Here is a 6,602-nt window from a genome sequence, read left to right as displayed (position 1 = left end):
GAGCAGGGGAAGAAGAACTATTGATTTATTACCCCATGCCCAATGCCCCATGCCCCATGCCCAATGCCCCGTGACTATTGACTATTGACTACTGACATCTTTTTTTATCACTATCGAGCCGATAACAATAAGTAGCGCACCGAATGCAAGAAATCCTAGATCCCAAACTAACTGATTAGGGCCTGGTTTCACATGATGGATACCGAGAATTTGGTGGTCAATTAAACCTTCAACGAAATCAAACAACCCAGTCCCAATCATTAGTGACCCAATAAAGGTCTGTGATGACCAAGGAACATCATCACGCCCTCCGGCACGCCATAGCAACACAAGTCCTACCACGGTGAATATCCAATCCAAGGCATGAAATAACCCATCCCATACCATGTTCAAATCGATATTCGCCATGTTTGTCAGAGGTCGAATGCTACTGAGCATATGATGCCACTGGAGGAGCTGATGCAGTAAAATTCCATCAAGAAATCCTCCAAGACCCACACCAAGACAAATTCCAGCACTAATTAGCGGTGCGCGTCGGTTGAAGGTTTCACTTTTTGCCTCCATTGTCAACCTCATAGATAGGCTTTCTTACCAAAATACAACATCTTTTGGGAAAAAAATCTTCTATCTTGAGGCAAGTACGATCATTCAACTTAAATTAAGAATTTACAAGTTTAATCTGCATACCCGCTTTCACTGGGTCGAAATCTTGGGGAAAATGGGTGCTGCGATCGTAGTCTGCTTTTTCCAGCTTCGTTCCTTTGAGATCGGCTTGGCGAAAATTCGCTGACATCAACAATGCTCCCCTCAAATCGGCATCATTGAGATTAGCTTGACCTAGATCGGCAAAACTCAGATCAGTTCCCCTCAAATTTGCGCCACTCAGGTTAGCTTCACTCAAGTCAGCATAACTAAGGTCAGAACCTTTCAAGTTAATGCCTTGCAAATCAGCATTACCCAGTTCTGCTTTACTAAAATCCCGTTTTCCTGCTGCATAACTCTCCACAAGAGTAGCGGCACTATTTATAGGCTGTTGAGAATTGACTTCAGGCATATAACAGCCTCACAGGTTATTACTTTTATACTAAGGACGAAAATTTTCTTACTTCATCCTTTCTAAATGTAATACATGAGTTCCTTCTGCTTTCGCATTGATCTTCGTTCACAAAGGTCTTGGAGTGTATATTTTTCCAAAACTGAGTTAGCAGCCTGACGTGCTTCCTGCCACACTTCCTGAATTAGCTCACCTTCTACCGTGTTGGGAGTTGGCTCAGAAGTAGAGACAACAATATCTGACCCTTCCATGCAGCTAAAAGCATCTAACACTGTAATCTTTCCGGGATCTCGTGCCAGAACATAGCCACCTTTGGCTCCGCGTATACTCTTAATTAAACCTCCACGCCTTAATGTGGCCAGAAGTTGTTCCAAATAGCGGTTCGGTATGTCTTGCAATACCGCTATCTCTCGAATTTGCAGGGCTTCACCGTTAGGGTAGCAGGTTGCCAACTCTAACAGGGCTAGAAGTGCGTATTCTGATTTGTTAGAGATTACCACAGGCGTAATATTTTAAATTCATATTTCAAGATACAAAGTCTTTAAGTTCGTTTCCCTAAGCTACTGTTAAGAAAAACTTTACAATTAACTTATTATTGACCGGCTAGATCTAGTTTAAAGACCTTCAACGATAGAAGCAAGTATATTTGGTTTTTAATTCAATAAATAAAAGTGATTGATTATTGGACAATATTTTTGAGTTTAAATTGACTTAAAGGCTTACTTTGTCTTGGCTTCAATCCATTCTGTCAGAGATTATTGTGGTTTGTTAGCCTGAAATTGCGATGTCTGACGGCAAACTTTGGGTTATCCACACATCCATTGGAAAGCAATAACGTTCAAAAGCAAACCAATGAGAAATAAAACCAGCATTAGTGCAAGGCGCTATGCATGGAAATTTATCGAAAATGGCAGAATGACTATAAAGGTAGTTCCTGCACCGATCGCACTATCGACAAAAATTTCGCCGCCATGTAAATCTACAGCCTGCTTGACAATGGACATCCCTAGTCCCATTCCTGAAATATTACTTGCATTACTGGCGCGATGGAAGGGTTCAAAGATGTGTTTAATGTCATTTACGGGAATGCCAATACCAGAGTCTTGAATTTGGAATATAGCTTGATCGTTGGCAGTGCTGACAGAAAACTTAACTGTGCTACCAATGGGAGAGTATTTTAGACAATTCGAGAATAAATTAGTCAAGATTTGCCGCAGTAGTTTCGCGTCTAAGTACGCTTTTGTAGATTGGCACTCGCTGCTAAAAGCGATCGCATGTTGTGAGCGATCGCTCTGTTCTAATTCTTCTAATAGATCGCGGCAAAATTCCACCAAATTTAGGGGTGTTGGATTAAACTCTAACTTGCCTGTTTCATCCTGACTCAGCACCAATACATCATTCAACAACTGGGTTATATGCATAACTGATGTTTGAATGCGACGCAGGTGGGTTTGTTGTCGCTCGTCGCTCCATAGATGGCGATAATATTCTAGTAGTTCCGCAGAAGAGTGGATGGTAGCCAAAGGGGTGCGAAACTCATGGGAGGTGATGGTGAGCAAGCGGGATTTAAGTTCACTAAACTCCCTTTCTTTGATAAGCGCTTGTCGCATCGCCTGTTCTGCCCATTGCAGCTTGGCTTGGGTTCGCTTGCTGTCGCTAATGTCCCGCAATAGCCACCGCAAACCAACTAACTTACCTTGTTGATTCCGGACAGCAACCACCTTAACCGCAGTAATAATTGGCGTTCTGTTATGTGGTCGCAGGTTTACTTCCCACTCTTGTATTTTCCAGTCTGGGATTTTGGCATGATCGCGCAGATGAGTCAGTTTCAGATGAAAAGCAATTATTTCTTTCTCAAGCACATAAATCCCCAGGAGTTTGCCCAACAAAAAACTTTTGGAAATGTTGAGCAAAGTAGTGGCGGCTGAGTTAGCTTCCTGAATTAACCCTTTTGCATCGGTCACAAAATAAGCGTCTGGTACTTCCTCAAATAGTTCTTGGTAGCGTTGACCTTGTGCTACCAAGGAGTGTTGGGCGTTGGATAATTCTCCATGAGCTATTTGCAGTTCTGACAAAACTAGGTGGGCTTCTTTTAATACTGCGGTAACGAGTTCAATATCTGACTGTGTATTTTGCTGTTCACTCTGGCGTTGCAAAAGGGCGACGCGCTTACGCATACTCTCAATCTGTAAGGCTAATTCGTCCAAATTCACGCTCTGACTCCTAATTTGGATATCTAAATTTGCGTTTTATTTTAGATTCCCTACTTAGAAAATCTTAGGTTTTGGAGGTTAACAGTTATTAGTCTTCAATTAGAAGTCCCTAAATGTTTTTGTCTGGCAATATTGCTGAATTTGGCTTTTAAATCTGCCCATTTGACCCCTTCTAAGCTGGGCAAAACAACATGAGCGGCTCCAACTCGTTCAGTTGGGCCGAGTCCTACTGACCACATACCAGCAGCTAGGGCCGCCTCAACGCCTGCTGCGGCATCTTCTACAACTACAGATTGCGCTGGTTCGAGTCCTAGTTGCTTGGCTGCGTACAGAAATAAGTCGGGTGCTGGCTTAGGTTGCTGTACACTATAACCGTCAGCGATCGCATCTACTTTATCGGCAATGCCCAATCGCTCGATCACTGTCTGGGCATTTTTGCTAGCTGAACCAATAGCGATTTTAATCCCAGCTTGGCGCAGTTCATTTAAGAGGGCGATCGCACCTGGTAACAAATCTTTAGGTGTCATGTTTTGGATCGATTCCACATAGTAGCGATTTTTACGCTCCATCATCTCCTCAATTTGTGCTTCCGAATACCGTCTATTTCCAATAATCAGCATCAGAGAAGCACGACGGGATACACCCCGCAGCGCTTCGTTAGCTTGCTGATTAAACGGTATACCCTCTTCATCCGCTAGCTTTTGCCAAGCTTGATAGTGAAGTTCTGCTGTATCTGTTAGCACTCCATCTAGGTCGAAGATGAATCCTTGGATATTGGGGTTGGGCATGGGGAATGGGGAATGCAGGGATGATGGAGCAGGGGAGGCAAGGGAAGAAGTCTGGTGTTGAGAAAGTTCTGAGGGGAAATTTGGGAGATTTGAGGAGAGGGAAAGTTGGAGATATTCTAGTTGAGCAGTTATATCTTGGGCGACTTGTCCTTTGCGGAGATCGAAGTCGTGCCATTTTCCTTGCCAATGCAGTTTAAACTTCAGGCGTGTCCAGCCATCAGGTAGATGGCAGTTGGCTACGGGGCCATTTTCGGTTAATTGAATGCCGCCGAATCCAAAAATTACAGCTTGCCAAACGCCACCAGCAGTAGCGCCGTGAATTCCATCGCTGGTATTACCTCGGTTATCTTCAAGATCCACCATCAACGCCTGCATAAACACTTTGTAAGCTTCGGATGATTTGCCCAAATCGGAAGCTAAGATGGCGTGAACTGCTGGGCCAAGGGACGAACCATAAGTAATGTCTGTGCGGGGTGCGTAGTAGTCCCAGTTGGTCTGCAATGCTTTTTCGTTGTAGGGAAAATCTGCTGATTCCCGCATTAAATAAAGCAGCATCAAGATATCTGGCTGCTTGATTACTTGATATTTATTGGTTTTCTCAATACCCAAGATGGCTTGCATGGAGCGATCGCGTGGTTCATAATCTGCTAAGTTGATATCTTCCAATTGGAAAAATCCCTCAAACTGCTCGATTAGTTCTGTTAATGGGTCATGGAGAAACAATATTTTGGCGATGATATCTTGCCAGTGCGATCGCTCTTGTGGAGTAAGTTTTAGTTTCTCTTCTAGTTCAGTAGCTCGTTCGGGGAACTTGTCAGCCAACCAATCATAAACTGCGATCGCTTTCTCTAAATGCCATTGCGCCATCCGATTTGTAAAGGCGTTGTTGTGGACGAATTCATGGTATTCATCCACTCCGATCACTCCCCGAATTTCATACTGTTGGCGCTCAGGATTGAATTCGACTCGGCTACCCCAGAAGATGGCGGCATCCAAAATAATCTCTGCGCCGCGCTCTTGCATCCACTGATCATCACCAGTGGCTTGCCAGTAGTTCCAAGCACCGTAGGGAATATCTGCATTGATATGAATTTCGCGATCGCGGCACCAAATCCGCACGTCTTCACCATAAAAATCACTATTGAGTCCCCAACGTGGTGTAACTTCATCTCCGCTATCAGCACTTTCCCAGGCGAACATTGCCCCTTTATAGCCGTAATGGACTGCCTTGCGTCTAGCTCCTGGTAAGGTGTGCCAACGGTAACTGAGTAAGTTTCGGGCGATCGCGGGTTGGGTAAACAGAAAAAAGGGCAGCATAAAAATTTCTGTATCCCAAAAGATATGACCGCGATAGCCAAACCCCGAAAGTGTTTTAGCAGGAATGCTCACCCTGTCATTATGGCGTGACCCAGCAATCAGCAGCTGGAATAGATTGTAGCGAACAGCAAAAGTAGCTGTGCTATCCCCTTCAATGAGGATGTCACTTTGCTCCCACACCTCATCCCATGCCTGCTGATTGGCTTTTAGTAGTGTTGCATAGTCTGGTAGGTGCGCGAGTTTTTCTGTAGCGGCTGAAACTGGTGTCTCAGTCTCCCGCGAGGTAAAAACTGTCACAATTTTTTCTACGGTTACCGTCTGTTGTGATTTAGCCTGGTAGGTCATGCTCAAGGTCGGATAACCAGGTGCGGCACTGACTTGCAAAGATGCTTCAGCACCTGATATTCTCATGGTTGCGCCCATACCGAGTTCAATTCGAGAGTGGCGGGTGCGGCGTTGCAACCAGATTCCTTGGTCAGTCTTGCCTTGGTCTAGTCCTTCCCAGTGATTAAAACCCTGATTTTCTGGATAGCCGTTGATACTTCCCTGAACTTCAATTGACCCATCAAAATCTATTGGCGTTAAATGGCAGCGTTGCGCCAACACATGCTGATCTGCAAAACTAGCAAAGCGTTCAAAGCTGATGTCTATGGTGTTTCCACTGGGAGAGCGCCAACGCATGTAACGGCTGAGAAATCCGTAGCGTAAATCAAGTTGCCGATCATAGCGCAATATCTCACCTTGATCGAGACGGAAGCGATCGCCATTTACAATTACTATCAAAGGTAACCAATCAGGGCAATTTGCCAGTTCAGTGTACACCACCGGCACATCGTCGTAGACACCGTTGATGAAAGTAGCTGGCAATGCATGAGGATAACCTTCCTCAAAACTGCCTTTTGTTCCCAGGTATCCATTGCCGATTGTAAAGACGGTTTCTTTAGAGTGCAATTGCTCAGGGTCAAACTGGGTTTCGATTAAGATCCAGTCTGTGTAAATAAAATGGCGGGAACAACCTTTTGTTTGCATAAGTTGGGGAATGGGGAGTAGGGAGTGGGGAGTGGGGATTTGAGTCTTTGAGCTAGATAAATGAGTCTTTTAACTCCATTAATCAGTCTTTAAGGTGGATGAACGAGTATCAAAGGTGGATTAATGAGTATCAAAGGTGGATGAACGAGTATCAAAGGTGGATTAATGAGTATCAAAGGTGGATTAATGAGTATCAAAGGT

The 6,602-nt window shown here is 44.4% G+C and carries 5 protein-coding genes; all 5 read right to left on the bottom strand.

What is annotated here, in order from left to right; all coding sequences use genetic code 11:
• Nucleotides 1-81 precede the first annotated feature (81 nt).
• Nucleotides 82-564, bottom strand: a complete 483-nt coding sequence (locus ACFFAP_RS34455) for a DUF2243 domain-containing protein (protein ID WP_375515420.1) — start codon at nucleotides 562-564, stop codon at nucleotides 82-84.
• A 94-nt stretch (nucleotides 565-658) separates the two neighbouring features.
• Nucleotides 659-1,054, bottom strand: coding sequence for a pentapeptide repeat-containing protein (locus ACFFAP_RS34450; RefSeq protein WP_375515419.1), 396 nt, complete (start codon nucleotides 1,052-1,054; stop codon nucleotides 659-661).
• A 62-nt stretch (nucleotides 1,055-1,116) separates the two neighbouring features.
• The gene (locus ACFFAP_RS34445) at nucleotides 1,117-1,554 is read right to left on the bottom strand and encodes an RrF2 family transcriptional regulator (protein WP_375515418.1); all 438 of its coding nucleotides are present in this window, start codon (nucleotides 1,552-1,554) and stop codon (nucleotides 1,117-1,119) included.
• A 384-nt stretch (nucleotides 1,555-1,938) separates the two neighbouring features.
• Nucleotides 1,939-3,267 carry an ATP-binding protein gene (locus ACFFAP_RS34440; RefSeq protein ID WP_375515417.1) on the bottom strand — a complete coding sequence of 443 codons (1,329 nt, stop codon included), beginning with the start codon at nucleotides 3,265-3,267 and terminating at the stop codon, nucleotides 1,939-1,941.
• Between the two features lie 95 nt (nucleotides 3,268-3,362).
• Nucleotides 3,363-6,401, bottom strand: coding sequence for a beta-phosphoglucomutase (gene pgmB / locus ACFFAP_RS34435; protein WP_375515416.1), 3,039 nt, complete (start codon nucleotides 6,399-6,401; stop codon nucleotides 3,363-3,365).
• Between the last annotated feature and the right edge of the window lie 201 nt (nucleotides 6,402-6,602).

Origin of the sequence: uncultured Nostoc sp., assembly GCF_964245575.1 — a bacterium.
Taxonomy (GTDB): domain Bacteria; phylum Cyanobacteriota; class Cyanobacteriia; order Cyanobacteriales; family Nostocaceae; genus Nostoc.
Note: the sequence above shows the minus strand (reverse complement) of the source record. Positions and strands in the feature narration are given on the sequence as shown.

Bases quoted from the DNA above. Each gene is read 5' to 3' on its own strand.
- ACFFAP_RS34455 (WP_375515420.1), bottom strand. From the start codon at position 564: ATGGAGGCAAAAAGTGAAACCTTCAACCGACGCGCACCGCTAATTAGT.
- ACFFAP_RS34450 (WP_375515419.1), bottom strand. From the start codon at position 1,054: ATGCCTGAAGTCAATTCTCAACAGCCTATAAATAGTGCCGCTACTCTT.
- pgmB (WP_375515416.1), bottom strand. From the start codon at position 6,401: ATGCAAACAAAAGGTTGTTCCCGCCATTTTATTTACACAGACTGGATC.